Raw genomic sequence first — 1,807 nt, forward strand, 5'->3', positions numbered from 1 at the left:
CGTCATCTCCACCGGCACCCCGCCGGGCGTCGGCCTTGGCCAGAAACCCCCGGTCTACCTGAAGGGCGGCGAGGTGATGCGGCTGGGGATCGAAAACCTCGGCTCCCAGACCCAGCGCGTCGTGAAAACCTGATGGACCTCGGTCTCCGCGACAAGGTCGTCATCGTCACCGGCGGAGGCTCCGGCATCGGGGCCGCCGTCAGCGAGGTTCTGGCCGAGGAAGGCGCCATCCCCGTGATCCTCACCCGTCGCGCCCCCGACGCCGCTTGGCTTGGCGGCATCGCAAGGGCGGATGTCGTCCTCGCCGACCTCTCCGACGACGACCAGTGCCGCCGCGCGGTCACCGAGATCCGCGCCAGACACGGGCGCATCGACGGCCTCGTCAACAACGCCGGGGCCAACGACTCCGTGGGGATCGAGGCCGGACCCGACGCCTTCCGCCAAAGCCTCGACCGCAACCTCGTCCACTACTACACGCTGGTCCACCTCCTCGCCGACGACCTGCGCGCAACGAAGGGCGCCATCGTCAACGTGTCGTCGAAGACCGCCCTGACCGGGCAGGGCGGAACCTCTGCCTATGTCGCCGCCAAGGCCGCCCAGCTTGGCCTCACCCGCGAATGGGCCGCCGCGTTCTTTTCGGACGGCATCCGCGTCAACGCCGTCATCCCGGCCGAGGTGATGACGCCCCTTTACGCCAACTGGCTGAAAACCTTCGACAACCCCGAGGAACGGCTGAGGGAGATCACCCGCCGCATCCCCCTTGGCCAGCGCATGACCACCCCGCGCGAGATCGCGGATACCGTGGTGTTCCTTCTGTCGCCGCGGTCATCCCACACCACCGGCCAATGGCTCTTCCCCGACGGCGGCTACACCCACCTTGACCGCGCGCTCAGCTAGACCGCCGAGAACCCGTTATCCACGAAAAGCTGGGTGCCGTTGACGAACTCCGCATCGTCCGACGCCAGATACAGCGCCGCCCGCGCCACGTCCTCGGGTCTCCCCATCCGCCCCTGAGCCGCCGCAATCGCCGCGTCCGACACATCGACGCCCAACTGCATCAGCCCCTCGACCTCCCGGTCGCCATGCGGAGTCTGGATAAACCCCGGACAGACCGCATTGCAGCGGATGCCCCGGTCCCGGAACTCCACCGCAATGGCCCGCGCGAAGATGTGGCAGGCCCCCTTGGTCGCGTCGTACAGAACCTCGTTCGGCGTCGCATAAACTGCTGAAATCGAGGACGTGCAGACGATTGACCCCTTCCCCTGCTCCAGCATCTGCGGCAGCACGGCGCGGGTCATCAGGTACATCGACTTCACGTTCACATCGAACAGGAAGTCCCAGTCCGCCTCCTCCGTCTCAAGGAACGGCTTGATGACGATGGTGCCCGCGTGGTTGAACAGCACGTTGACCGGCCCCAAGGCCGCATTGACGCTGGCCACCGCCGCCTCGACCTCACCCTTCGACGACACGTCGGCCCGCGCGAACACCGCCCGATGCCCAGCCGACACCAGCTCGGCCACCAGCGCCTCCCCCGCCGCCACGTTCCGGTCGATCACGCCCACCGCCGCGCCTTCCGCCGCGAACAGCCGCGCCGAGGCTGCGCCCATCCCCGTCGCCCCGCCCGAAATGATCGCCGTCTTGCCCTTCAGCCTGTTCATCTAGACCCCTCTCAGCCGCTCCACCGCCCAGCGCGCCGCATCCGCAACCGCAGGATCGTCATCCTCCACCAACCCCGCCGCCACGGCGCCAAGCTCTGGCAGGCCCGAGTTCCCGATCGCATAAAGCACGTTCCGCACGAACCTGTCGC

At 68.0% G+C, this 1,807-nt stretch carries 3 protein-coding genes; 2 read left to right on the top strand and 1 reads right to left on the bottom strand.

The annotated features are described in order from the left end of the window. Positions 1-4 precede the first annotated feature (4 nt). Together ACJ2PR_RS35805 and ACJ2PR_RS35810 are read left to right on the top strand one after the other, a co-directional pair. Positions 5-133 (top strand): fumarylacetoacetate hydrolase family protein, encoded by a 129-nt coding sequence (locus ACJ2PR_RS35805; protein WP_446880627.1) that lies wholly within the window; start codon positions 5-7, stop codon positions 131-133. Then, positions 133-897, top strand: coding sequence for an SDR family oxidoreductase (locus tag ACJ2PR_RS35810; protein WP_446880625.1), 765 nt, complete (start codon positions 133-135; stop codon positions 895-897). Before ACJ2PR_RS35805 ends, ACJ2PR_RS35810 begins: the two co-directional genes overlap by 1 nt. Here ACJ2PR_RS35810 and ACJ2PR_RS35815 read toward each other — a convergent pair. Further along, the gene (locus tag ACJ2PR_RS35815) at positions 894-1,658 is read right to left on the bottom strand and encodes an SDR family NAD(P)-dependent oxidoreductase (protein ID WP_446880626.1); all 765 of its coding nucleotides are present in this window, start codon (positions 1,656-1,658) and stop codon (positions 894-896) included. The genes ACJ2PR_RS35810 and ACJ2PR_RS35815 overlap by 4 nt on opposite strands. Between the last annotated feature and the right edge of the window lie 149 nt (positions 1,659-1,807).

Source organism: Phormidesmis sp. 146-33, from assembly GCF_052939515.1.